General features: G+C 70.5%; 21 protein-coding genes and 1 riboswitch. Of the genes, 4 read left to right on the top strand and 17 right to left on the bottom strand.

The window, feature by feature from the left end:
* Positions 1-79: 79 nt before the first annotated feature.
* The 5 genes from QA861_RS35310 to QA861_RS35330 all read right to left on the bottom strand — a co-directional run bounded on the left by QA861_RS35310 (position 80) and on the right by QA861_RS35330 (position 4,472).
* Positions 80-1,033, bottom strand: a complete 954-nt coding sequence (locus tag QA861_RS35310) for an ROK family glucokinase (protein WP_334592774.1) — start codon at positions 1,031-1,033, stop codon at positions 80-82.
* A 159-nt stretch (positions 1,034-1,192) separates the two neighbouring features.
* Entirely contained in the window at positions 1,193-1,702 is a 510-nt protein-coding gene (locus tag QA861_RS35315; RefSeq protein WP_334592775.1) for a DUF5304 domain-containing protein, read from the bottom strand.
* 57 nt (positions 1,703-1,759) lie between these two features.
* Entirely contained in the window at positions 1,760-2,935 is a 1,176-nt protein-coding gene (locus QA861_RS35320) for an ArsA family ATPase (protein ID WP_334592776.1), read from the bottom strand.
* A gap of 234 nt (positions 2,936-3,169) precedes the next feature.
* Complete coding sequence (locus QA861_RS35325) at positions 3,170-3,610, bottom strand: SRPBCC family protein (protein ID WP_334592778.1); 441 nt, start codon at positions 3,608-3,610, stop codon at positions 3,170-3,172.
* 106 nt (positions 3,611-3,716) lie between these two features.
* Entirely contained in the window at positions 3,717-4,472 is a 756-nt protein-coding gene (locus QA861_RS35330) for a metallophosphoesterase family protein (RefSeq protein WP_334594948.1), read from the bottom strand.
* Positions 4,473-4,820: 348 nt separating this feature from the next.
* Here QA861_RS35330 and QA861_RS35335 point away from each other — a divergent pair, with 348 nt between their 5' ends.
* Complete coding sequence (locus tag QA861_RS35335) at positions 4,821-6,617, top strand: AMP-dependent synthetase/ligase (RefSeq protein ID WP_334592779.1); 1,797 nt, start codon at positions 4,821-4,823, stop codon at positions 6,615-6,617.
* Positions 6,618-6,654: 37 nt separating this feature from the next.
* Here QA861_RS35335 and QA861_RS35340 read toward each other — a convergent pair whose 3' ends face one another.
* Together QA861_RS35340 and QA861_RS35345 are read right to left on the bottom strand one after the other, a co-directional pair.
* Positions 6,655-8,277: a GMC oxidoreductase gene (locus QA861_RS35340; protein WP_503461755.1), complete on the bottom strand. Its 1,623-nt coding sequence runs from the start codon at positions 8,275-8,277 to the stop codon at positions 6,655-6,657.
* 118 nt (positions 8,278-8,395) lie between these two features.
* Positions 8,396-9,538 carry a glycosyltransferase family 4 protein gene (locus tag QA861_RS35345; protein ID WP_334592782.1) on the bottom strand — a complete coding sequence of 381 codons (1,143 nt, stop codon included), beginning with the start codon at positions 9,536-9,538 and terminating at the stop codon, positions 8,396-8,398.
* A 184-nt stretch (positions 9,539-9,722) separates the two neighbouring features.
* Between QA861_RS35345 and QA861_RS35350 the strand changes: the two genes are divergently transcribed.
* A complete protein-coding gene (locus QA861_RS35350) occupies positions 9,723-10,964 on the top strand; it encodes a glycosyltransferase 87 family protein (RefSeq protein ID WP_334592784.1) in 1,242 nt (413 codons plus the stop codon).
* On the opposite strand, the gene QA861_RS35355 is transcribed toward QA861_RS35350, so the two are convergent.
* The 5 genes from QA861_RS35355 to QA861_RS35375 all read right to left on the bottom strand — a co-directional run bounded on the left by QA861_RS35355 (position 10,952) and on the right by QA861_RS35375 (position 16,409).
* Positions 10,952-12,166 carry a hypothetical protein gene (locus tag QA861_RS35355; protein ID WP_334592785.1) on the bottom strand — a complete coding sequence of 405 codons (1,215 nt, stop codon included), beginning with the start codon at positions 12,164-12,166 and terminating at the stop codon, positions 10,952-10,954. The two genes, QA861_RS35350 and QA861_RS35355, sit on opposite strands and share 13 nt — an antisense overlap.
* Positions 12,167-12,242: 76 nt before the next feature.
* Positions 12,243-13,262: a C40 family peptidase gene (locus QA861_RS35360; RefSeq protein WP_334592787.1), complete on the bottom strand. Its 1,020-nt coding sequence runs from the start codon at positions 13,260-13,262 to the stop codon at positions 12,243-12,245.
* Between the two features lie 256 nt (positions 13,263-13,518).
* Positions 13,519-14,556, bottom strand: a complete 1,038-nt coding sequence (locus QA861_RS35365) for a C40 family peptidase (RefSeq protein WP_334592788.1) — start codon at positions 14,554-14,556, stop codon at positions 13,519-13,521.
* Between the two features lie 224 nt (positions 14,557-14,780).
* Positions 14,781-16,130: an NYN domain-containing protein gene (locus QA861_RS35370; protein WP_334592789.1), complete on the bottom strand. Its 1,350-nt coding sequence runs from the start codon at positions 16,128-16,130 to the stop codon at positions 14,781-14,783.
* A 39-nt stretch (positions 16,131-16,169) separates the two neighbouring features.
* Positions 16,170-16,409: a hypothetical protein gene (locus QA861_RS35375; RefSeq protein WP_319199470.1), complete on the bottom strand. Its 240-nt coding sequence runs from the start codon at positions 16,407-16,409 to the stop codon at positions 16,170-16,172.
* 159 nt (positions 16,410-16,568) lie between these two features.
* Between QA861_RS35375 and QA861_RS35380 the strand changes: the two genes are divergently transcribed.
* Both QA861_RS35380 and QA861_RS35385 read left to right on the top strand, forming a co-directional pair.
* The gene (locus QA861_RS35380) at positions 16,569-17,312 is read left to right on the top strand and encodes a rhomboid family intramembrane serine protease (protein ID WP_334592791.1); all 744 of its coding nucleotides are present in this window, start codon (positions 16,569-16,571) and stop codon (positions 17,310-17,312) included.
* Positions 17,309-17,590 (top strand): Lrp/AsnC family transcriptional regulator, encoded by a 282-nt coding sequence (locus QA861_RS35385; RefSeq protein WP_006377651.1) that lies wholly within the window; start codon positions 17,309-17,311, stop codon positions 17,588-17,590. Before QA861_RS35380 ends, QA861_RS35385 begins: the two co-directional genes overlap by 4 nt.
* 152 nt (positions 17,591-17,742) lie before the next feature.
* Here QA861_RS35385 and QA861_RS35390 read toward each other — a convergent pair whose 3' ends face one another.
* The 5 genes from QA861_RS35390 to qcrC all read right to left on the bottom strand — a co-directional run bounded on the left by QA861_RS35390 (position 17,743) and on the right by qcrC (position 24,190).
* Positions 17,743-19,104: an aminotransferase class V-fold PLP-dependent enzyme gene (locus tag QA861_RS35390; RefSeq protein WP_334592792.1), complete on the bottom strand. Its 1,362-nt coding sequence runs from the start codon at positions 19,102-19,104 to the stop codon at positions 17,743-17,745.
* A gap of 163 nt (positions 19,105-19,267) precedes the next feature.
* Positions 19,268-19,385, bottom strand: a riboswitch (SAM riboswitch).
* 89 nt (positions 19,386-19,474) lie between these two features.
* A complete protein-coding gene (trpD, locus tag QA861_RS35395; RefSeq protein WP_334592793.1) occupies positions 19,475-20,539 on the bottom strand; it encodes an anthranilate phosphoribosyltransferase in 1,065 nt (354 codons plus the stop codon).
* Positions 20,540-20,682: 143 nt separating this feature from the next.
* On the bottom strand, positions 20,683-22,326 hold the full coding sequence (qcrB, locus tag QA861_RS35400) for a cytochrome bc1 complex cytochrome b subunit (protein WP_334592794.1): 1,644 nt from the start codon (positions 22,324-22,326) through the stop codon (positions 20,683-20,685).
* The gene (qcrA, locus tag QA861_RS35405; protein ID WP_334592795.1) at positions 22,323-23,381 is read right to left on the bottom strand and encodes a cytochrome bc1 complex Rieske iron-sulfur subunit; all 1,059 of its coding nucleotides are present in this window, start codon (positions 23,379-23,381) and stop codon (positions 22,323-22,325) included. Before qcrA ends, qcrB begins: the two co-directional genes overlap by 4 nt.
* Positions 23,378-24,190, bottom strand: a complete 813-nt coding sequence (gene qcrC, locus QA861_RS35410; protein WP_334592797.1) for a cytochrome bc1 complex diheme cytochrome c subunit — start codon at positions 24,188-24,190, stop codon at positions 23,378-23,380. The genes qcrA and qcrC overlap by 4 nt, the downstream gene beginning before the upstream one ends.
* Between the last annotated feature and the right edge of the window lie 63 nt (positions 24,191-24,253).

A 24,253-nucleotide genomic window follows, 5' to 3' on the forward strand; every position in this document is an offset into this window, starting at 1 on the left:
TTCCCCGCGCCCCTAGGTGGAACAGCTCGCCGCCCTCCGGCGAAGGGGGGCGGCGAGCAACTACAGGTATGGGCGTGTCCTACATGATCGGGTCGGGTTCCCGGGCCAGGTCTGCCGCGCCCACCATGCCTGCCTTGTTGCCCAGTTGGGCGGCGATGACCTCGGCGACCGGGCGCCAGTTGCCGCCCACCAGCCAGCGCTTGTAGGACCTGCGGATGGGATCGAGGACCAGTTCGCCCTCGTCCGAGAGGCCGCCGCCGACGATGAAGGCGGAGGGGTCGAAGAGGGAGGCCAGGTCGGCGAGGCCCGAGCCGGCCCAGCGGGCCAGTTCGCGGTACGAGTCGACGGCGACGGGGTCGCCCTGTCTCGCGGCCATCGAGATGTGCTTGCCCTCGATGCCCTCGGGGCTGCCGTCGCCGAGGGAGAGCAGCAGTTCGGCGTTCTCCGGGGTCGCGTTGGCGCGCTGCTTGGCGTACCGGACGAGGGCGCGTCCCGACGCGTACTGCTCCCAGCAGCCCTGGCTGCCGCAGCCGCACAGCAGCCCGTCCGGGACCACGCGGATGTGGCCGAACTCCGCGGCCACGCCGAAGTGGCCGCGGCGCAGCTTGTTGCCGATGATGATGCCGCCGCCGAGGCCGGTGCCCAGGGTGATGCAGATGACGTTGCGGTGGCCCTTGCCCGCGCCGAACTTGTACTCGCCCCATGCCGCCGCGTTCGCGTCGTTCTCGACGACGACCGGCAGGCCCACGCGTGCCTCGACCTTGTCCTTCAGCGGTTCCTCGCGCCAGTCGATGTTGGGCGCGAAGTAGACCGTGGATCGCTGGCGGTTCACGTATCCGGCGGCGCCGATGCCGACGCCCACGATCTCGTGCCCGGCGCGCGCGCCCTCGACGGCGGCGGCGATGGCGTCCACGATGCCCTCGGGCGTGCCCGGGGTCGGCACCTTGTGGGTCGAGAGGATGTTGCCTTCCTCGTCGACCACGCCGGCCGCGATCTTCGTGCCGCCGATGTCGACGCCGATGGTGAGTCCCATGAATCCCTCAGTTTCGGTCGAGCCCCGCTACGGGCAACGGTACCCGAGGCACTGTCGCCGGGTTCCCGTCGTCCGTACGGTGGGCGGGCCCGGCGGGACGTGACTGAGGGGTGTCAGTGGCGTGTCAGCGGCGGTGCCGGTTCCGGTTCCGGTGGGATGTCAGTCGAGGTCGATGCGTTCGCCGGGGCCGGAGCCGGTGCCCTCGCCGCCGTCCTCGCCCCGGTTCCTCGCGCGCTCGGCCTCCCCGGTCGTCCAGCGGCGTTCCTGGGACTCGGCGGCAGAGCGGTAGGCGGCCAGCAGTTCGTTGCCCGCGGCTGCCAGGTGGTCGAAGACGTCCGGGTTGCGTTCGATCATCGGTTCGACGGCGGCCTTGGCCTGCTGGACGACCTGTCGCACCACCTGCTGGGCGGTGCCCTGGGCGACCGCGCCGAGCAGGGGTGACTGGAGGGACGACAGCTTGTCCGAGACGGCGTCGACGAGCTTGCGCAGCTCCTCGGCGGCGGAGCCGGGCTGCGGGCCGTACTGGGCTCGGCGGCGGGCCTTCTCCGCTTCGAGGTCCTCGGCGCAGGCCTTCGCCCACGCGTCGGCGTCGGTGTCGGGCTTCTCGTACGGTGCCTCGTCGGCCGCGTCCCCCCGAGCGGCGTCGAATGTGGGGCGCTCTTCGCTCATGGCGGACTCCTGACTACGGTTCGTCTCTACGACGGTACCCGAATGGACGTACGCGGTTCATCGTGTCTGCGGCCAGAGATCCGGGTCCGGCGCGAAACGGATCCTCAGCTCGCCGTCGCGCAGGGCGGCGCCAGCCACCGAGCAGCGGCGCAGCGCCGAGGGCAGCGCGACGATACGGCGGAACGGGCCTACGGTGAGGACGAGTTCGTCGCCGCGCCGGACCAGGTCGAGCTCGTCGCGTATCGCGCCGGGCAGCGGGATGTGCCAGACGAGCACACCGTCGTCGGCGAGGTGGTCGGTCACAGGCCACTCGACGGTGGCGGGGGTCCGGTTGACGGCGGGGGCGCGCAGGGCGGCCAGGTCGCCGGCGCCGCGCGGGTCGTGTCCGAGATGCGGTACCTGGTGGAGGGCGTACGTCTCCTGCCACTCCTCCAGGGTCTTGCGCTGCTGGGCGGTCACGGAGGCGAGCCAGGGGTCGGTCGAGGGTTCCGGCAGGACGCGGTTGGCGATCAGCGCGTCCGCGCGCAGGCCGCGCAGGGCGAGTCCCACGGTGGCGGAGCGTACGGCGTCGGCGCCGGCCGGGCCGGGTTCGGCGACCAGGCGTACGACGGTGTCCCGGTCCTCGACGACCGCGGTGACGGCGGCCAGTTCCACGTCCCAGCGGGCGGCGGCCTCGTACAGCCACTCCGTGGGCATCGGGACGCCGGCGAGGCGGCCGAGTACGGGGCGCAGGGCGCGGGCGGCCTGGCGTTCGGCCGGGAGGAGGCGGCGCAGATAGCGGCGGAGTTCGTCGGGCAGGGCGAGGAGGGCGAGGGCCTGCGGGGTGGGTGGGAGGTCGACGACGAGGAGGTCGTACGCCTCCGAGAGCGCGGCGTCGCGCAGGGCGCGCAGCAGGGCGAGTTCCTCGGCGCCGGGGAGGGGGGTGACTTCCTCGGGGTCGAGCCGGGAGGCGCCGAGGAAGTCGAGGACGTTGGCGCCGCGGTCCTGGAAGGCGGTGAGGTCGCCGCGGAAGCGTTCCGCCGCGTCGGGGCGCCAGGCGGTGAGGTGGGGGGTGCCCGGTACGGATACGGGGGTGGGGCCCGTGGGGGTGCCGAGGGCGGCGCCGAGGGTGTCGGTGCGGTCGGTGCTGAGGACGAGGGTGGGTGTGCCGTCGCGCGCCGCGGTCAGTGCGGTGGCCGCGGCGAGGGTGGTGCGGCCCGAGCCGCCTGGGCCGGTGAGGAGGATTGTGCGCATGTGGGTGAACGGTACCGGTGTTGTCACGCACCCCCGGGGGGCTGCGCCCCCAGACCCCCCTACGGCCCTGAACGGGCCTCGTCCTCAAACGCCGGACGGGCTGAAATCACCTGAGCGGCGCTGAAAATGTCGGCACCGGCCGGGGAAATTCAGCCCCCTCCGGCGTTTGAGGAGCGGGGGTTCGGGGGCGGAGTCCCCGAGGATGGGACGGGTAGGGGCGGCGGGGGCGCGAAACTACTTGGGTTCCTCCACCCGCTTCTTCAACCCCGCCAGCGCGCGGTCGATGATGACCTTCTCCGCCTTGCGCTTGATCATGCCCAGCATCGGGATCTTGACGTCCACCGTCAGCTGGTAGGTGACCTCGGTCGCCCCGGCGCCCGCCGGCTTCAGGATGTACGAGCCGTCCAGGGCACGCAGCATCTGCGACTTGACCAGGGTCCACGAGACCTCGTTGTCGCCGGTCCAGGTGTAGCCGAGGGTCTGGTCGTCCTTGATCGCGCCGGCGTCCATGACGAGGCGGACCTGCTCGGCGCGGCCCTGGGCGTCGGTCTTCAGGACGTCCGCCTCCTTCACCTCGCCGGTCCAGTCCGGGTAACGGGCGAAGTCGGCGATCACCGCCATCACCTCGTTCGGTGCCGCCTCGATCGTGATGCTCGAACTGGTGAATTCCGCCATCGAAGTGGCTCCTCCAGATGCGGTCCGGTGAGGGAGGGTTGGTGCGCACGTACGTGCAGCGTGAAGGCTACCCCGCGCAGAGCGGGCCGTTGTCACCCGGACCCGGTCACCATTCGAGTACCCACGGCTGCCCGCTCCCCGCGAAGTGCCCCACGTTCACGCACTCCGTGCCGCCGATCCGCATCCGCCGGGCCAGCGGCTGGTGGACGTGGCCGAACAGGGCGTACCGGGGGCGCGTGCGCCGGATCGCGTCGAGCAGCGCGCGGCTGCCGCGTTCGAAGCGGCGCGCGACCGTGTCGTACACCAACTCCGGGACCTCCGGCGGAATGTGCGTGCACAGCACGTCGACCTCGCCGACCGCCTCGATCTTCGCCGCGTACTCCTCGTCGCTGATCTCGTACGGCGTGCGCATCTGCGTCCTGAGGCCGCCGCCGACGAAGCCGAAGGTCCGGCCGCCGATCTCCACCCGCTCCCCGTCCAGGACCCGGGTGCCCGGTCCGGCGTACTCCGGCCACAGTGTCGGCATGTCGACGTTGCCGTAGGTGGCGTACGTCGGGGTCGGGAGCGCGGCGAACAGTTCGGCGTACTGCCTGCGCACCGCTTTCTCGATCACCGTCGCCCGGTCCGCGCCGACGCCGGCCCACAGCCGGGCCCCGAGTTCGCGTGCCTCCTCGAAGCGGCGGGCCGTGCGCAGCGCCACGAGGCGGCTCGCGTTCTCGGCACCGAAGAGGTCGGGGAAGATGCCGCGCGAGTGGTCGGCGTAGTCGAGGAAGAGGACCAGGTCGCCCAGGCAGATCAGGGCGTCCGCGCCCGCACCGGCCGCGGCCAGGTCGCGCACGTTGCCGTGCACGTCGCTGACCACGTGGACGCGCGTCCTCTTCGCCTGTGGGTTGCCCCGCGGTGTGGGTGCCATGGCGATCAAGGGTAGGCGTGTGCGGTACGGGTGAACAGAAGAGGGGGGTCGCTCACGGTTACTGGTCAGTCAAGAAAACCGTGCACTACTGTGCGTAAAAGACACCAACCCGTGTGACGCCGCGAACATCTCGCCGGTCCCCCCTGTCGTAGAAGCCATACCGGCGGGTAACGTCCGGGCAGTCCAGTCGTACTCAGGATTTCGACTACGGGATCCGCGAGTACTTGCCCGAGCCATGGACCGCACCGTCGCATCGCACAACGTCGTGGCGCCGGCGCCCTATGAGGAGCAGCAGTCTTGCGCGAGTTCAGCCTTCCGGCTTTGTACGAGGTCCCCGCGGACGGAAATCTGACCGACATCGTCCGCCGAAACGCCGCGCAGCATCCGGATGTCGCCGTCATCGCCCGCAAGGTGGACGGCGTCTGGCAGGACGTGACTTCCACGACCTTCCTCGCCGAGGTGCTCACCGTCGCGAAGGGCCTCATCGCCTCCGGGGTCGCGCAGGGCGACCGGGTCGCCCTGATGTCCCGTACGCGCTACGAGTGGACCCTGTTCGACTTCGCGATCTGGTGCGCGGGCGCGGTGACCGTACCGGTGTACGAGACCAGCTCCAGCGAGCAGGTGCAGTGGATCCTCGGTGACTCCGGGGCCACCGCGGTCATCGTGGAGCTGGACGGCCACGCCGCCTCCGTCGAGTCGGTGCGTGACCGGCTGCCTGGGCTGAAGCACGTCTGGCAGATCGACACGGGCGCGGTGGAGGAGCTGGGGCGGGCGGGCCAGGACGTCAGCGACGCGGCCGTCGAGGAACGCGGTGCGCGGACGAAGGCCGACGACCCGGCGACCATCGTGTACACGAGCGGTACGACCGGCCGGCCCAAGGGCTGTGTGCTGACGCACCGCAGCTTCTTCGCCGAGTGCGGCAACGTCGTCGAGCGGCTGCGGCCCCTGTTCCGGACCGGCGAGTGCTCGGTCCTCCTCTTCCTGCCGCTCGCGCACGTCTTCGGGCGGCTGGTGCAGATCGCGCCGATGATGGCGCCGATCAAACTGGGCATGGTCCCGGACATCAAGAACCTCACCGACGAACTGGCCTCGTTCCGGCCGACGTTGATCCTCGGTGTGCCGCGTGTCTTCGAGAAGGTCTACAACTCGGCGCGTGCCAAGGCGCAGGCGGACGGCAAGGGCAAGATCTTCGACAAGGCCGCCGACACGGCGATCCTGTACAGCCGGGCGCTGGACACCCCGTCGGGTCCGTCCCTCGGCCTGAAGATCAAGTACAAGACGTTCGACAAGCTCGTCTACAGCAAGCTGCGCGCGGTCCTCGGCGGCAAGGGCGAGTACGCCATCTCCGGCGGCGCCCCGCTCGGTGAGCGGCTCGGGCACTTCTTCCGCGGGATCGGCTTCACGGTGCTGGAGGGCTACGGCCTGACGGAGTCCTGTGCGGCCACCGCGTTCAACCCGTGGGACCGGCAGAAGATCGGCTCGGTCGGCCAGCCGCTGCCCGGCTCGGTCGTGCGCATCGCCGACGACGGCGAGGTGCTGCTGCACGGCGAGCACCTCTTCAAGGAGTACTGGAACAACCCGGGTGCGACCGAGGAGGCGCTGGCCGACGGCTGGTTCCACACCGGCGACATCGGCACGCTCGACGAGGACGGCTTCCTGAGCATCACCGGCCGCAAGAAGGAGATCATCGTCACGGCGGGCGGCAAGAACGTCGCCCCGGCCGTGATCGAGGACCGTATCCGCGCGCACGCGCTGGTCGGGGAGTGCATGGTGGTGGGTGACGGGCGGCCGTTCGTGGGCGCGCTGGTCACCATCGACGAGGAGTTCCTGGGGCGTTGGGCCGACGAGCACGGCAAGCCGGCCGGGTCCACCGCGGCGTCGCTCGCCCATGACCCGGATCTCCTCGCGGTGATCCAGGGCGCGGTCGACGACGGCAACGCCGCGGTGTCGAAAGCGGAATCGGTGCGGAAGTTCCGCATTCTGGCCTCCCAGTTCACCGAGGAGTCGGGCCACCTGACGCCGTCCCTGAAGCTCAAGCGCAATGTGGTGGCGAAGGACTACGCGGACGAGATCGAGGCGATCTACCAGAGTTAGTACAGGAGTCGGTGCGGGAGTCGGTGCCGGATCTGGCTCATGGCGCGGTGTCCTCGGCGAGGACCCGCGCCATCGTGCGTTCCGCGAGCGCCGTGATCGTCACGAACGGGTTCACCCCGATCGAGCCGGGCACCAGCGAGCCGTCGGTGATGTACAGCTTCGAATACCCCTTCACCCGCCCGTAGTTGTCGGTCGCCTTGCCCAACACGCAGCCGCCCAGCGGGTGGTAGGTGAAGTCGTCGGCGAACACCTTGTTGCCGGAGCCGAACAGGTCGTACCGGTAGATGGTGGAGTTGGCCGCGTTGATCCGGTCGAACAGCTTCTTGGCCATGGCGACGGACACCGCGCTCTGGGCGGCGCTCCAGCCGAGCCGCGCCGAGTCGGTCGTCGCGTCGTAGGTGAACGAGGCCCGCTGCGGGTTCTTGGTGATCGCCAGATAGAGGCTCACCCAGTGCTCCAGCCCCATGGGCAGCGGGGCGATCTCGGCGAAGACGGGGTTGTCGGTGTTGGCCCAGTCGTCGATGCCCATCACCGGCATCGTCGACTGGTTCGCCCCGACCGTGTCCCACAGGTGGTTGGCGCGCCCGAGCATCACGTTGCCGTTGGTCCCCCACCCGGTGCCCACGTCGGCGTTGAGCGCGGGGAGCGCGCCCGTCTCCCGGGCCCGGACGAGGAGTTCGGTGGTCCCGATGCTGCCGCCGCCCAGGAACAGATAGGTGCACCCGTACTGTTTCGTCTGGACGACCGCGCCGGTGTCGTCGATCCGGTCGGCGGTCAGGACGTACGTCCCGTCGGCGGCCCTGGTGATCGCCCTGACGCGCTCCATGGTGGTGATGGTGACGTTGCCCGTGCCCAGCGCGGAGGCGAGGTACGTCTTGTCGAGGCTGCGCTTGCCGTAGTTGTTGCCGTAGATGACCTCCTGCCCCAGCGCCGACCTGGTCGCCGTGCCGGCCGCCTCTCGCTGCATGTAGTCGAAGTCGTAGACGCTCGGTACGAAGGTGGTCTTCAGGCCTGCCTTCTCGGCGTGCTTGCGGGATACCCGGGTGAAGCGGTACCACTCCGTGGACTCGAACCAGGCGGGGTCGACGTTGTTGACGCCGAGCATCGCGCGGGCCCGCGGGAAGTAGGTCCCGTACATCTCCGTGGAGTCGACGCCGGGGAACTGCTCGGCGAAGTAGGACTGGAGCGGGGTGACGGCCATGCTCCCGTTGACCAGGGAACCGCCGCCGACCCCGCGGCCGAGGAACACGGACATGTCGTTGTAGTGCACGCGGTCCAGGGCGCCGGGGTAGGGGGTGATGTCCCTGTTGACGAGGTCCAGCCACAGGAAGCTGGCCAGGGGTGCCTCGGTGCGGGTCTTGAACCACATGGAGCGCTTGTCGGGGGCGGCGGTGGAACAGAAGATCTTGCCGTCGGAGCCCGTGGTGTTCCAGAGGCGGCCCATCTCGATCACGAGGGTGCGGATGCCGGCCTGGCCGAGGCGGAGCGCGGCGACCGCGCCGCCGTAGCCGGAGCCGATGACGATCGCGGGGGCGGACTCGACGGCGGCGGGTTCGACGGCCTGGGCGGACTGGAGGCCGACGCGGGTGAAGCCGAGGGCGGCGGCCGTCTGGAAGGCGGCCATGCCCAGTATTTGACGTCTCGTCAGCTGATGCTGCATCAACTGACGGTGTATCAGTTTTTCTGTCATGAGCGCAGCATCGGCGGAATTTCGACTTCCGCCTAGTAGGTGCGTACCTATATGTATTCACCTTTGCCGGCCGCGCGGACCTCTGCCGTCACAGCAGCGCCTTCAGCTCCTCCGCGAGCAGATCCCAGCGCCACTTCTCCTCGACCCAGGCCCGCCCCCGCGCCCCCATCCGGGCGCGCAGCTCCGCGTCGCCGAGCAGGACGGTGATCCGGTCGGCGGCCTCCTCCACGGAAGTGCCGCGCACCACCCAGCCGGTCTCACCGTCCAGGACGGCGTCCGGCGCGCCTCCCGAGTCACCGGCGACCACCGGCAGCCCCGTCGCGGACGCCTCCAGGTAGACGATTCCGAGCCCCTCGACGTCGAGACCGCCCCGGCGCGTCCGGCACGGCATCGCGAAGACGTCACCGGCGCCGTAGTGGGCGGGCAGCTCGGCCCAGGGCACCGGCCCGGTGAAGCGGACCGAGTCGGCGACGCCGGTCTCGTGCGCGAGCTTGTGCAGCTCCCGCGCGTAGGGGCCGCCGCCGACGATCAGCAGCACCGTCTCCGGCTCGACCGCGAGGATGCGGGGCATCGCCAGGATCAGCGTGTCCTGCCCCTTGCGCGGGACCAGCCGCGAGACGCACACGACCACGGGCCGATCGGTGAGCCCGAGCCGGGCGCGGACCGCCTCGCCCCCAGACCCCGGGTGAAAGGCCTTCTCGTCGACCCCGGGCGGCAGTTGGACCATCCGCCGGGCCGCCCTCGGGGTCAGCGCGGTGGCGATCCGCGACCGCGTGTACTCACCCAGGTAGGTGATCGTGTCCGTCGACTCGCCGATCCTGCGCAGCAGTTGACGCGCCGCCGGCAGCTGCGCCCACCCGGCCTCATGACCGTGGGTGGTCGCCACCAGCCGCTCGGCGCCCGCCTTCCGCAGGGCCGGCGCCATCAGCCCGAGCGGCGCGGCGGCCCCGAACCACACCGACGTACACCCGTGTTCACGCAGCAGCCCGACGGCCCGCCCGGTGACCGCGGGCGTCGGCAGCAGCATCGTCGTCCGGTCCCGTACGACGGTGAAGGGCTGCTCGGCGTCGAAGGCGGCCGTGGCCCGGGCACCCTCGGGGCCGCGCTTCCACGTGGAGGCGTAGACGACGAGCCGGTCGGGGTCGAGCCGCAGCGCCATGTTGTGCAGGAAGGCCTGGATACCGCCCGGCCGGGGCGGGAAGTCGTTCGTCACGATCAGGGTCTTGTGCACGCGGCCGACCCTACCGAACCGTCTCCCGCACCCTCCCAGAACCCTCACAGGTGTCCGGCCCCGTTTGATGGCATTCGCACAGCCGCTCGGGAGATCATGGCCGCTCACCGGTTGACAGGTCCCCGGGCCTGAACCGACACGTCCGCGCCTGCTCGGCGGCACGGTGGCACGAACAGGGGTGCAGGTGGACATCGCGCGCAGAGGACGACCGCGGCTCCCCGTGGCGCTGCTGGGCACCTGGGGCGTGAGCCGGCTGCTCCTGCTGCTGTTCGTGTTCAAGGTGGTCGTCTTCCCCGGCCCGGACGTCACGAGCGACGTCTCGGTGATCTACCACGGCTGGTACGAGGTGCTGAGCCACGGCACCTTCCCGCTGGCCGACGTCACCTGGCAGTACCCGCCCGCCGCCGCCCTGGCGATCCTCTCCCCCGGCGCCCTGCCGTTCCTGGACTACGCGTCGGCGTTCTTCGTCCTGGCCTGTCTCGCCGACCTCGTCGTCCTGTCGCTCCTCCTGTACGCGGGCGGGCGCCCCGGCCGGTCGCCGCGCGGCGCCCGGGTGTGGGTGGTGGGCGTACCGCTGCTGGGCCCGACCGTGTACGCCCGGTACGACGTCATGGTGACCGCGGTGGCGGTGGCCGCGCTGCTCGCGGGCGCCCGGCATCCGCGCCTCATGGGTGCCCTGGCGGCCTTCGGGGCGCTGTTGAAGGTCTGGCCCGCTCTGCTGCTCGTGGGGGCCACAGGGCGGCGGGCATGGGCCTGGGCCGCCCTCACCGTGGCCGCGCTGGTGTCCGTGTTCGCGGCGACCATGCCCGGTGCCTTCGCCTTCCTGACCTTCCAGGGCGACCGGGGCACCGAGGTGGAGTCGGTGGGCGCCCTCGTCTTCCATGTCGGGCGGCAGTTCGGCTGGGAGGGCCGGGTGGCGCTGAACTACGGCTCCATCGAGTTCCTCGGCCCGTTCGTGGGGACGGTGACCACGGTCGCTCTGCTGCTGACCGTCCTCGCCTTCGGCTGGCTGCTGCTGTGGCGGCTGCGCGCCACCCGCTTCCTTCCGCACACCCTCGCGGAGGCGGCCTTCGTGGCGGTGCTGCTGTTCACGGTGACCAGCCGGGTGATCAGCCCGCAGTACCTTGTGTGGCTGGTCGGCCTCGCCGCCGTCTGCCTCTGCTTCCGCGCCACCAGCATGGTCCTGCCCGCCGCCCTGGTCGTCGTCGCCTGTCTGGTGACGGTCCTGGAGTTCCCCGTCGGCTTCGGGCACGTGGTCGCGAGCGACACCTACGGCATGACCCTGCTGTTCACCCGCAACGGCCTCCTGATCGCCGCCGCCCTCACGGCGGCCCTGCGGCTGTGGCGCACGACGGTCCCGCGCCGGGCAGAGCTCCCGCCGCTGCCCGACCGGGCCGTTCGCGCCCGGGAGACTCAGCCGAGCTGAGCGCGGAGGTACTCCCGCCACAGGCCCGTGAACTCCCCCGGCGTCGTCCCCAGCACCTTCGCCAGCGCCCCCTCGACGGCCCCCGCCCGCTTCCCGTGCGACCCCACGGCCCGGTAGAACTCGCCGAGCCGCACCTCGCCCCACCGGTCGGCGATCAGCCGGCACGCCAGCCAGCCGCCCTCGTACGCCTGGGCCAGCTTCGCCGCGTCCCCGCCGAAGCCGAAGGCCGCGTCCACGGGAAGCGCGTCGGGCACCTCGTCCGCGGCCACGGCGCGGGCCAGTTCGGGCGCCGCCTGGACGGCCGTACGGCCCGTGGAGCGGTAGCCGACCCAGTCCGCGTACCCCTCGGAGAGCCACAGGGGTGTGGCGGCCGTGGTGGCCGTACGGGTCGCCACGTGCGTGGTCTCGTGGGTGAGCACGACCTGCTTGCCGAAACCGCCGAGCACGCCGTACGCCTCGGGGTTGACGATGATCCGGTCCGCGGGCGCCGTCGCCGGCCCTCCCGCCTCCCCGGTGGTGACCGCCGCGATCCCCCGGTACGCGGAGGACGGCGACCCGAGCAGCCCCGCCATCCCCTCCAGCGACTTCGGTACGAGGACCACGACCCGCTTCGTCCACGCCCCGCCCCACGCGTCCGTCACCGCCGGCACGGCACGGTCGGCGAGGCCCGCGTACCGGCGCAGCAGGTCCGACGGCTGCCCGACCCCCAGTACGAGGCTGTGCACCCCGCGTACGGCCTCCACGGTCCCCTGGTCCCACAGCTGCTGGCCCGTCCTGCGCGCGGGCTCGTCGTCGTCGACGTACCACCGGCCGCCGTCCCGCTCGGTGAGGCGCAGCGTGCGCCCGGCCTTCACGGGGGCCTTGTCGATGCCCCGGACGCGGTAGCTCAGCTCCACGTCGGCGGTGGCCTCGTCACCCGCGGTGCGGTGCAGGGCGATCAGACGGTACGACCAGGCCGCCAGCGGGAGCGCGCGCAGCCGCGTGAACCGTGCCGACGTGCCGGTGCGCCCGTACGCCGCCGCGTCACCGGCGAGGACGGCCGCCGAGCGCCGGTCCAGCAGCCGTCGTACGTCGGCGGACGCGGTGTCGGTTCCCGGCCGGCCGGCGCCGCACGCCACGAGGGCGACCAGCGAGCCGAGCAGCAGCCAGAGCGCCACGACCCGGACCCGCCACGCACCCCACGCACGCCTTCGACCAGCCACGCCGACGATCGTACGGCCCGATTGTCGGGAAGCCGATACGGCCGGGAAGTCCCGGAAGCGGTGACGTTCCGGACGCTCAGACCCTGGTGACCGACGAGACCGGCATCATGCCCACCGGGTCGTACCGCACCTGCGCGCCCGGATAGGGGGCGTGGATGACCTGGCCGTTGCCCACGTACATGCCGACATGGCTGGCATCGGCCCGGTAGGTGACCAGGTCGCCGGGCTGGGCCTGGGAGAGCGGGACCTGGTGCCCGGCGTACCGCTGGGCCTGCGAGGTGCGCGGCAGGGAGACCCCGGCCTTCGCGTACGACCACTGCATCAGGCCCGAACAGTCGAAGCCGGAGGGCCCGTTGGAGCCCCAGACGTACGGACTGCCCAGCGCGGCACGGGCCGCGGCGACGGCGGCTGCCGCCCGGCCGCTCGGCGCGACGGCGTTGCCGGGGTCAGGCAGGTCGGCGCGGTCGGAACGCGAGGCCCGGTCGTAGGCGGCCCGGTCGGCGGACGGCAGCGAGTTGAGCAGCGCCCGCGCCTTCGCCAGCTTCTGTTCGACGGTCCGCTTGTGTGCGGCGACGGCCTTGCGGCTCCGGTCCAGCTCGGTGAGCTCGCCGGCGGCCTCCGCCCGCTCCTGGGCGACTTCCCGCATGGCCGCCTGGAGTTCCCTCAGCTCAGCGGCCTGGTGGACGTTGATCCGGTCGAGGGCGGCGGCCTTCGCCAGGTACTCGTCCGGGTCGTCGGAGAACAGCAGTGCGAGCGAGGGGTCGAGGCCCCCGGCCCGGTACTGGGCGCCCGCGAGCGAACCGAGCGTCTCCCGCATGGTGTTGACGCGCAGCTGCTGCCGGGCGATCCGGTCCTGGGCCCGGGTCACCCGCTCGCGCAGCGCGTCGGCGCGCTCGTCGGCCCGGTTGTAGGACTCGGTGGCTTCCTCGGCCTCCGTGTAGAGCCGGTCCACCTCGGCCCGGGTGTGGTCGGTCGGCGCGGCGGTGGCCGAGGGCACGGCCGCGCCGAGAGCCGCGGCTGCGGCGGACAGCACGCAGAGTGCGGCGCTGGCTCCCCGGTCGAACCCGGACGGTGCAAGGCGGCGATGGAACCCCACGAGAAGCCGCACTCCTTCCGCTGGCGGACGCATGTGTTCCCCCGGTGTTGGGGGCGCGGCAGACAGTAGCCGGGCGACCACACGCGGACCAACGACCTCGACGGCCACACACAGTGACGCCCCGCCTATGACGCAGGTCATCGGCGGGGCGCGGGGTCAGCGAAAGGTGTCGGGATTCGCCCGTTCGGGCGTCAACGTGTCCTGATCTTGAACAGACCCGGAAGGAGTACGACGATCCGATCCGGCGACGAGAGGATCAGATCCGTACGCCGAACTGGAAGGGCATGTTGTCGATCGACTCGTACCGCACGACCGTGCCGGTGCGCGGCGCGTGCAGGACCTGGCCGTTGCCGGCGTAGAAGCCGACGTGGTGGTGGTCGCTGTAGAAGATGACCAGGTCACCGACCTGCAGATCGCTCTGCGAGTAGATGCGCGTACCGGCGTTGGCCTGTTCCTGCGAGGTCCGCGGGATCTGGATGCCGGCCTGGGCGAACGCCCACGAGGTGAGGCCCGAGCAGTCGAAGGAGCCGGGTCCCGAGGCGCCGTAGACGTACGGCGAGCCGATCACGCTCTGCGCGGCGGCGTACGCGGAACCGGCGCGGCCCGTGACGGCGCCGCCGCCCGAGTCGTCGAGGGCGGAGCGCTCGCTGGCGCGGCTGGCGCGGGCGTCGGCGGCGGCCAGGGCCGCCTTCTCCGCGGCCGTCATGGAGTTGAGGAGCTTCTGCGCCTCCGCGAGCCTGCCCTGGACTTCCTTCTTCTTCCTGGCCAGCTCGGTGCGGGTGTCCGCGAGGTCCCCGAGCTTCTCACTGGCCTCGGAGCGCTGCTGCGCGAGCGCGCGCTGCTTCTCCTGGACCTTCTTGAGCGACTCGACCTGCTGAGCGCTCAGCTGGTCCATCGTGGACGCCTTGTCGAGGTAGTCGTCCGGGTCGGCGGAGAGGAAGAGCTGCACGGAGGGGTCGATGCCACCGGAGCGGTACTGGGCGGCGGCGGCGAGTCCGAGGCCGTCGCGCAGGTCGTTGAGGTCCGCCTGGCCGCGGGCGACGTTGTCCTGGAGGGCGGAGATCTCCTTCTCCAGCCGGCTCTGCTTCTCCTCGGCCCCGTTGAGCTTCTCGGTGGCCTGCTCCGCCTGCTCGTAGAGCTTGTCGACCTTGGCCTTGACCTCGTCCTTGCTCGGCTTCTCAGTCGGCGCGGCGTTGGCGGCGTTGGCACTGAGGGCCACGGCGGCTGCCGCGGCGGTGGTGAGCACGGTCACGCGGGTGCGGCTCGGCTGCTTCGGTCGACGATGGGACGCCACGGAGGCGAACTCCTTCTTCTCCCGCCGTCACTCCCTTTGAGCGATCACCCGAGCGGAGGTTCGAGGCCTGACCTTAGTGACCTTCTTGTGATCACTTCAAATCCTGAGGTGAAAAATGTTTGTCACACCGTGCATTCTTTACGTACAACTCACGTGCGGTAATGCCCGATTGACACTACGTTGCGTGACAGTTCCACCAATTCGGGCATTCGGCGCTTATGTTGTCAGCCGCCCGAGAACCGCTTCAGCAGCACCACCGAAGCCACCGGCCGGGCACCGGCCTTGGCGATCCCGTCGGCCACCTCACGGTCCGTGGACACGACGATGACCGGCCTGCCGGGCGGCTCCGCGCGCACCAGCTGACGGATCAACTCGTCGGCGGTGACACCGGCCTTGGAAAACAGGACGCGCACCCCGCGCGGCGGCGCCAGCAGCACCGGAGCAGCCAGTTCGGCCCCGTCGAAGACACAGGTCATCTCGGCCCCGGTCTGCGCGGCGAGCTGCGACAGCTGCCCCAGCAGCCGAAGCCGCTGCTTCTCCAACGGCATCTGCGGATAGCCGGTCTTCGTCACGTTGTAGCCGTCGACGACCAGATGCGCCTGCGGCAGCGCGAGCAGCTGGTCGAGAATCGCCGGATCGTTCTCGGACAGCGCCCGGGCGGCGATGTCCTTCGGCGTCATCCGCCCCGGCTCGACCGCGTCCACGGTCTCGGCGGGACGCACCGACACCGGCGGCAGCGCCAGCTCCCGCCGCAGCCCCTGGGCCGCGTCGAGCACGGTGTCCAGCAGCAGTCGTACGCGCATGTCCTCGACGCTGCGCCCTTCCCGGGCGGCGCGTCTGCTGGCCTCCAACGCGGCCTCGACCTCGGTCAGCCGCCCCTTGAGCCGCCGCGCCTCGCTCTCCGCAGCGGAGACCTGCGTGTGCCCGTCGGTGCGTACGGAATCCATCTCGGCGTGCACCTTGCGCAGGGCCGCCTCGCCGCGCTTGACGTCACTGAGGGCGGCGCGCAGCTTGCGGTGCAGCGACTCGGCTTCCTTCTTGGCCGACTCCAGCTCCGTACGCAGCCGCTCGGTCTCGGTGCGGGTGTGCCCCCGGGCTACGGCCAGTTCCTCGCGCAGCCGCTCCAGTTCGGCCCGGCTCTCGTCGTCGGCCCGCTCGGCGTCGGCGCGCTGCGCCTCCTCGCCGGCCGCGGTGACGAGCTTCACCCAGCCCGTGGGGCGCAGCACATAGGCCGCGGCGGCCACGTCCAGCGGATCGGCGGCCGGGGGCGGCGAACCGGCGTCGAGAGCACCCGCCAGCTCCGGCTGGGCCTCCCTCAGCTTCTCCCCGATGCGCTGCCGGAACAGCGTGTCGGTCTCCAGCGCGGCGGCCATCGCGTTGCCGGCGAACTTGGCCCGCCGGTTGGGCGCGAACCGCGCGTACTGCCGCAACTGGGCGGGCAGTTCGGCGACGGTGAGTCCGCCGAACCCGTCGGAGACGATCTGCACGACGCGCCTGCGCACGCCGTCGGGCAGCGGGCGGTCGAGCACCTCGGCGGCGCCGTCGCCCGGCTCCCCGCCTGTGGTCTCCACCATCCGTCACCCCAACCGATTCCGGTGCGGGGCCTGCTCCTGTCAGGAGCCGGCGCCCGGCCTGTCCACGAGTTCCACCTGATCCACGGCGTTGCACCAACGGCAGCGCACCGACTCGATGGTCTCACTGACCACCTCGCGCTCCTCCACCGTGGGATCTCCCGCGAGGTCGAGGTGCACGTACTCCACGACCTTCGAGGAGCGGGTCACGTCGAAACGCGTGAGGTTGCCGCAGAGCGCACAGCGCCACCGGGTCGTGTCGGTCGGCAGAGGAACCGTCATCGTGGATATGTTCGCTTTCCTTCTAGTATCCGTGCTGCGCCAGATTCCCTGGAGCGTGTGGCTCGTAACCCTAAGGCCTGGCGGGTATCCACCGCCCGTCCGTCCACAGCGGCGAGGCGGTCTGCGCTGTTAGGTCCCGTTACGTCATGCTCTGTGTCCATGATCGGCGAGTTCGAAAAGTGGCGTACGACGGTCCGTAGCTCGGTCCGCGCCCGGTCGGCGCCGGTGACGTACGGGCTGATCGCCGTCTGCTGTCTGCTCTTCGTCATCGGCCCCGCCTCGGGCCTCAACCCGGGCTACGGCACCGGGGACGCCCTGCTGGCCGCCCAGCGGGCCTACTTCCGCCGCTGGGGCGTGGTCCCCGCCGACCTCTTCACCGGCGCCCCGCGAGCCACCCTCACCCCCGCCACGGCACTGTTCGTGCACGGCAGCTGGGTCCACCTGCTGGGCAACATGCTCTTCCTCTACGTCTTCGGCGCGATGACCGAGGAACGTCTCGGCCATCTGGAGTTCGCCCTCTTCTACGTGGGCTGCGGCTATCTCGCCCTGCTGGGGTACGCCGCCGCCAACGCCGGCTCGCAGCAGACGCTGGTGGGGGCGTCCGGCGCGATCTCGGCGATCCTGGGCGCGTTCCTCTACCTGTTCCCCGGCGCCCGCGTCACGAGCCTCCTGCCCTTCCTCTTCTTCCTCCCGCTGCGCTTCCCGGCCTGGCTGACCCTGCCGTTCTGGGCGACCCTCCAGTGGATGGCGGCGGGCCGGGCGTCGTCCGGGCCCGGGGTGGCGTACCTGGCGCACGTGGTGGGGTTCGGGCTGGGCTTCGCCTACGCGTGGGTGCGATATCGCCGTACGACTAGAGTGAGGCCCGCCCCAGCGACGGCCACCGAGGGAGAGAACCAGCCGTGATCACCGCGATCGTGCTCATCAAGACCAGCGTGGACCGGATCCCCGAGATCGCGGAGTCGATCGCCGCACTGGACAGCGTGAGCGAGGTCTTCTCGGTCACCGGCACGTACGACCTCATCGCGATGGTCCGCGTCAAGGCCCACGAGGACCTGGCGGAGATCATCCCCGGCAGCATCAGCAAGATCCCGGGCGTGGAGGGAACGGACACCCACGTGGCGTTCCGGACGTACTCCCAGCACGACCTGGAGGCGGCGTTCGCCATCGGACTCGATTCCTGAGGTCCGTCGGCGGGTGCGGGTTGCCTGTGGCTCGTCGCACAGAGCACTATTCAGCCCGTCCGGCGCTTGAGGACGAGGCCGTGCAGGCCGATGATCGGGGGTCTGGGGGCGGCAGCCCCCAGGGATGGGACGGGTGAGGGCGGCGGGGGCGGTCACACCGCCGGGACGCAGCGGCCGTCCTCCGTCCGGTACTGCCACCGGGCCCCGTCCCGCACAAGCTCCTTCACCGCGCCCACGAACCGCTCCACATGCTCGTCCGGCGTCCCCGCCCCGAAGCTCACCCGGATCGCGTTGAGCGACTTCTCACCGGGAGCGGCCTCGGGGGCGCCGCACTCCCCCTGCGTCTGCGGGTCACTGCCCAGCAGCGTCCGCACCAGCGGATGCGCGCAGAACAGCCCGTCCCGGACCCCGATCCCGTACTCCGCGGAGAGCGCCGCGGCGAAGTGCGAGCTGTTCCAGCCCTCGACGACGAACGAGATGACGCCCACGCGCGGGGCGTCGTCGCCGAAGAGCGAGAGAACCCTGACCTCGGGCACCTCGGCCAGTCCCGCCCGCACGGTGTCGATCAGCCGCTGCTCCCGGGCCACCAGCGACTCGAAGCCGGCCTCCGTGAGGGCCTTGCAGGCGGCGGCGATCGAGTAGGCGCCGATGACGTTCGGCGAGCCGGCCTCGTGCCGGGCGGCGGTGTCGTGCCACTCCACGTCCACTCCCCCGTCCGTGCGCCGCGTGACCTTGCGGCTGGCGCCGCCACCGGCGAGGTACGGGTCGGCCTCGCGCAGCCAGTCGGCGCGGCCGGCCAGGACACCGGAGCCGAAGGGCGCGTACAGCTTGTGACCGGAGAAGGCGACCCAGTCGACGTCGAGGTCCTGGACGGAGACCGGGTGGTGCGGGGCGAGCTGGGCGGCGTCCAGGACGATCCGGGCGCCGTGGGCATGGGCGACGCCGGCCAGCTCCCGTACGGGCCACAGCTCGCCGGTGACGTTCGAGGCGCCGGTGACGCAGACGAGGGCCGGGCCCTCGGGGTCTCGGGCGGCGAGGGCCTCCCGCAGGGTGGTGACGGCCTGCCCGGGGGTGCGCGGGGCGTTGAGGTAGGTGACCTGGGCGTCCCGCCAGGGCAGCAGCGAGGCGTGATGCTCGGTCTCGAAGACGAAGACCTGGCAGCCGTCGGGGAGGGCGGCGGCGAGCAGGTTCAGGGAGTCGGTGGTGGACCGGGTGAAGATCAGCTGGTCGTCGGCGCGGCAGTCCAGGAACTCCCTGACCGTCCTGCGGGCGTTCTCGAAGAGGTCCGTCGACAGCTGGGAGAGGTAGCCGGCACCCCGGTGCACGCTGCCGTAGTAGGGCGCGTACGCGGCCACGTCGTCCCAGACCCGCTGGAGCGCGGGGGCGCTGGCGGCGTAGTCGAGCGCGGCGTAGGTGACTTCGCCGCCGGTGACGAGCGGGACGGTGACATCGCGGCCCAGAACGGACAGGGGGGCACAAACGACCTGGTCGGCGGCAACGGTGGAGACAGACATGGCGAACTCCCGTGAGGACAAGAGGAATCGCTGTGCGAGCGGACATGGCTCAGCACAGGAAAAGGAAGGAAGGGGTGCGCGGAGGCGGGGCTCGGCAGCCCTATCGCATTCGCTTGCTCACGGAAGACTCCCTCGAACGACCAGGACCCCTGGTGTCGAGAGGGGCCCGCGCTTGCCGTAAGCCTTGCTGCCTACGGCCTGGTCTTCATCCCGGGGCACCCCGCCACGGACGGAGGGTTGCCGGACAGTCGGCCGGGGCCTCATGACTGTCACTCATGACCTGGTACAGAACGTAACGGAGGTGATCGGCGTCCCGCAACCCGTGTCCGGATCGCGGGACGCTCCTCACCAGGGAACCGCTGTGCGACGGCTACGCGTTGCTGGCCGCCGACCACCGCTCCAGTGTCTTCTTCGCCGCCCCCGAGTCGATGGCCTGAGCGGCCTTCGCCATCCCGGCGCCGATCTGCTCGGCCAGGGAGCCCGGACCCGGGTCCAGCGCCACCAGCGCCGCCGCCGAGTTGAGCAGCACGGCATCCCGTACGGGCCCGGTCTCGCCGTCGAGGAGCCGCCGGGCGACCGCCGCGTTGTACGAGGCGTCACCGCCGCGCAGGGCCTCCACCGGGACCAGTTCGATGCCGACGTCGCGTGGGTCGAAGGTCTCCTCCGTCACCTTGCCGTCCCGGACGACCCATACGTGGGACGTGGCGGTGATCGTCAGCTCGTCGAGGCCGTCGTCGCCCCGGAACACCAGGGACGAGTTGCCGCGCTCGGCGAAGACTCCGGCGACGATGGGTGCCATCCGGGGGTCGGCGACCCCGACCGCCTGCGCCCTGACCTTGGCCGGGTTGGTCAGCGGACCCAGGATGTTGAAGACGGTCCGGATGCCCAACTGGCCGCGCGCGGCACCGACATGACGCATCGCCGGATGGAACTTGGCCGCGAAGCAGAAGGTGATCCCGGCCTCCTCGGCGACCTCGGCCACCCGCTTCGGCGTCAGCTCCAGGTTGACCCCGAGCTGTCCCAGCACGTCTGACGCGCCGGAGGCCGAGGAGGCCGCCCGGTTGCCGTGTTTGACGACCTTGGCGCCCGTACCGGCGATGACGATCGCCGACATGGTGGAGATGTTGACCGTGTTGGCACCGTCGCCGCCGGTGCCGACGATGTCGACGGTCGGCCCCGGCACCTCGATGACGTTGGCATGCTCGTACATCGCCTCGACGAACCCGGCGATCTCCTGGACGGTCTCGCCCTTGGCCCGCAACGCCACCACGAACCCGGCGATCTGGGCGTCGGTCGCCTCGCCGCGCATGATCAGGTTCATCGCCCAGGCGGTGTCGGCGGCGGTCAGGTCATGGCCGTCGAGCAGGCCGTTCAGCACGCGGGGCCAGGAACGGGCCGCCGCGGTGTCGCCTCCGGCGGGGTTCACAGCGCTCATCTGCCGCTCCTGGGTCAGTCCGGCGGAACTCCGCGGGACTCCTGGTGGGAATGGGGACACCCTATCCAGCCCGGCGACACGGCGAAGGGCCCCGTCCGAGGTACGGACGGGGCCCTTGTGCCGTGTGTGGCGAAGCGAGGTGATCAGTGGTGGCCGTGGCCGCTCGTGATCTCCTTGTACTCCTCGGCGGTGGGCTTGGCGATCTGGTTGTCCTCGCCGTAGTAGGACTTGCTGAGCTTGACGCGCAGCTTCTCCACGCCCTTCACCTTGCGCTCCACGCCGTTCTCGTCGACCGTCGCGCCGATCATGGCCGGCTCGTACTGCTCGTGCGCGGTGAGCGTGTGCAGAGCCTCCTGGCTGAGCGGCTCGTGCACCTCGATGAACTCACCGTGCGGCAGGCGCTTGATGATGCCCGACTCGCGGCCGTGCAGCACCTTGTCCTTGTCGCGGCGCTGGAGGCCGAGGCAGATCCGCTTGGTGACGATGAACGCGATGACCGGTCCGACGAAGAACGCGACCCGGACGAACCAGGTGATGGCGTTGATCGACAGGTGGAAGTGGGTGGCCCAGAGGTCGTTCCCACCACCGATCAGCAGCACCATGTACCAGGTGATCCACGCGACACCGAACGCCGTACGCGTCGGCGCGTTGCGCGGGCGGTCCAGGATGTGGTGCTCGTTCTTGTCGCCGGTGACCCAGGACTCGATGAACGGGTAGACCGCGATCGCGACCAGGACCAGCGGGAAGACGATCGTCAGCGGGATGAACACACCCGGGGCGAACGTGTGGCCCCAGACGTTGAACTCCCAGCCCGGCATGACACGGATCAGCCCCTCGGAGAAGCCCATGTACCAGTCGGGCTGGGCGCCGGTCGACACCTGGTCCGGCCGGTAGGGGCCCATGGCCCAGATCGGGTTGATCGAGGCGATGGCCGCGATGACCGCGATGACACCGAAGACCAGGAAGAAGAAGCCTCCGGCCTTCGCCATGTAGACCGGCAGCAACGGCATACCGACGACGTTGTTGTTGGTCTTTCCGGGGCCCGCGAACTGCGTGTGCTTGTGGTAGAAGACCAGGATCAGGTGGGCCACCATCAGCCCGAGCATGATGCCCGGCAGCACCAGGATGTGGATCGAGTAGAAGCGGGCCACGAAGTCGCCGCCCGGGAACTCGCCGCCGAAGAGGAAGAACGACATGTACGTGCCCACGACCGGCACAGACAGGATCGCGCCCTCCATGAAGCGCACACCGGTGCCGGAGAGCAGGTCGTCCGGGAGCGAGTAGCCGGTGAACCCGGTGAACATGCCCAGGACGAACAGCAGGAACCCGAAGAGCCAGTTGACCTCACGGGGCTTGCGGAACGCACCCGTGAAGAAGACGCGCATCATGTGCACGAACATGCCGGCGAGGAAGATCAGCGCCGCCCAGTGGTGGATCTGCCGGATCAGCAGACCACCGCGCACATCGAACGAGATGTGCATGGTCGAGTTGAACGCCTCGGACATCAGCTGGCCCTGCAGCGGGATGTAGCTGCCGTGGTACTCCACCTCGTTCATCGACGGGTGGAAGAACAGCGTCAGATACACACCCGTGAGGATGATGATGATGAAGCTGTACATGCAGACTTCACCGAGCATGAACGACCAGTGGTCGGGGAAGATCTTGCGCATGTTGGCCTTGGCCAGGGAGTAGATCCCCAGCCGGCCGTCGGCCCAGTCGGCGACGCGCTCACCGGCGGGTGCCTTCTCGCGCGACGAACGCGGGTCCGTGTTTGCCGTAGTACTCATCCGCGCTCCCAGAAGGCAGGACCGACGGGCTCGGAGAAGTCGCCGAGCGCCTCAAGGTAGCCGTCGTCGTTCACGCCGATGCGCAGCTGCGGCAGAGCGTGACCGGCGGGGCCGAAGATCACCCGGGCGCCGTCGGAGAGGTCGAAGGTGGACTGGTGGCAGGGGCAGAGCACGTGGTGCGTCTGCTGCTCGTACAGGGAGATCGGGCAACCGACGTGGGTGCAGATCTTCGAGTACGCCACGATTCCCTCGTGGGACCACGCGAGCTCGCGCTTGTCCTTGATGTTGTCCGGCTGGATGCGGACGATCATCAGGGCGGCCTTGGCGATCTCGGTCTGGAACTCCTCGTCGTGCTCCTCCAGGCCCTCGGGCTTGGCGAAGGTGAGCGAACCGACCGCGACGTCCGAGGGCCGCAGCGGCTCGTTCGTGTTCATGTTGACGAGCAGCTTGCCCTTGGACCACAGGGTGTGGCGCAGCTTGGTCCCGGGCAGCGGGCCGAGGTCGCGCAGCAGCATGACGCCGGAGAGCGGGAACAGGGCCATCGCGCCGAACATCGTGTTGCGGACCAGCTTGCGCCGGCCGATCGCGGACTCCTTGGCGCCCTGCTTGAAGTCGGCCATGACCTGCGCCCTGACCTCGGGCGGTGCCGCGATCTCGTGACGCTCGGCGATGAGCTCCTCGTCGGACATCAGGGTGCGGGCCCAGTGGACCGCCCCCGCGCCGATCATGAAGAGCGCGATCCCGAGGGACAGGCCCAGCGCGAAGTTCAGCGCGCTGAGGTGCCCGATCGGGAAGACGTAGATCGACTTGTCCGACGGGATCGCCACGTACGAGACGATGAAGGCGACGGTGGCCAGCATCGACAGCGTGAACAGGAAGGCGACCGCACGCTCGGACCGCTTGGCGGCCCGCTCGTCGATGTCCTGGACGCGGTGTTCGTGGGGCGGCAGCCCCGGGTCCGCGAACGGGTTCTTCTCGTCCGCGACGCCCACGGCACCGTGCTCGGTTTCCTGCACTGCGGGCAGGTTCTTCTCTGGAATGTCTTGGCTACTCATGACTTCTTGGCCTTTGCGGTCCGAGCGGCGACCCAAACGGCGACCGCGATGAGCGCTCCGAGGCCGAAGATCCAGGCGAACAGACCTTCACTGACCGGTCCGAGACCGCCCAGGCCGAGGCCGCCGGGCTCCACGGTGTCCTCGCCGTTGACCGCGTCGAGGTACGCGATGATGTCCTTCTTGTTCTTCTCCGACAGCGTCGTGTCGGGGAAGGACGGCATGTTCTGCGGGCCGCTCTGCATGGCCTCGTAGATGTGCTTCGGGGCCACACCCTCAAGGTCCGGGGCGAACTTGCCGTGCGTGAGCGCACCGCCCTTGCCGGTGAAGTTGTGGCACTGGGCGCAGTTGGTGCGGAACAGCTCGCCACCCTTGGCGATGTCCGCCCCGTCGGGGCCGTACTGCTCCGCGGTCGGCACGGAGGGACCGCTGCCCAGCGACGCGATGTACGTCGCGAGCTGGTCGATCTGCGCCTGCGAGTAGATGTTCTTCTTCTTCGGGATCTGCGCGCCCTGCGAGGTCGCGGCCGGCATGCGGCCGGTCGCCACCTGGAAGTCGACCGCCGCGGCGCCGACACCCACCAGGCTCGGACCGTCGGAGGACCCCTGACCGCCGGTGCCGTGGCAGCTTGCGCAGCCCACGGAGTACAGCCTCTGTCCCTCGGTGATGGTGAGGGACTGGGCGGTCTCATCGGCCACTGCCTTGCTCGTGGGTTCGAGCGTGCCGTACAGCCCCCCGACGGCCGCCAGCGCGATGAGTAGGACGACGACCGCCGCCAGCGGATGGCGTCGTCGTGCGGAGAGCTTTTTCACGGATTACCCCGGTGTCAGGATCTTCAGCGTCGAGTCTGGGAGGTATCGGGCGGACCCGATGTG

The sequence above is a fragment of the Streptomyces sp. B21-083 genome (assembly GCF_036898825.1).
Classification (GTDB): Bacteria; Actinomycetota; Actinomycetes; order Streptomycetales; family Streptomycetaceae; genus Streptomyces.